General features: G+C 80.4%; 1 protein-coding gene. It reads right to left on the bottom strand.

Translation table 11 applies throughout. The features are described from left to right. Positions 1-460: AMP-binding protein (locus tag SSNG_RS31490; protein WP_042802445.1), on the bottom strand; the 460-nt coding region annotated here is incomplete at both ends.

Below are 460 nucleotides of genomic sequence, written 5' to 3'. Positions count from 1 at the left end.
AGCGCGTGGCCGACGGGGACGGGGCGCGGGGTGGCGGCGCCGGTGAACAGCTCGGCCGCGACGCAGTGACCGGAGGCGGGCGCGGGCGGGGGCGGCGGGGCGGTGCCGTCGGCGTCTTCGCCGGGGTGCAGGACCCGCAGCCCCTTGCCCGTGTGGAGGCGGCCCGCGTCGGCGGGGCCGGCGATCAGCAGGTCCGGCGCGAGGGCGGCGAGCTGCCGCCTGCCGCCGCGCGGGTCGGCGACGTCGAGGACCGTGTAGACCCCGCCGGCCTTGAGCACGGCGAGCAGGGCCTTGACCAGCTCGCGCTGCCGGGGCAGGCCGAGGGCGACGAGGCCGTTCGCGGGCAGGCCCCCGTCGGTCAGGTGCCGGGCCAGCCGGTCGGACTCCGCGTCGAGCACGGCGTACGGGATGGTCTCGTCCCCGGTGACGAGCGCGGGGGCCTGCGGGGTCCGGCGGGCCC

Source organism: Streptomyces sp. C, assembly GCF_000158895.1.
GTDB classification, from domain to species: domain Bacteria; phylum Actinomycetota; class Actinomycetes; order Streptomycetales; family Streptomycetaceae; genus Streptomyces; species Streptomyces racemochromogenes.
This window is presented reverse-complemented; position numbering and strand designations above follow the sequence as displayed.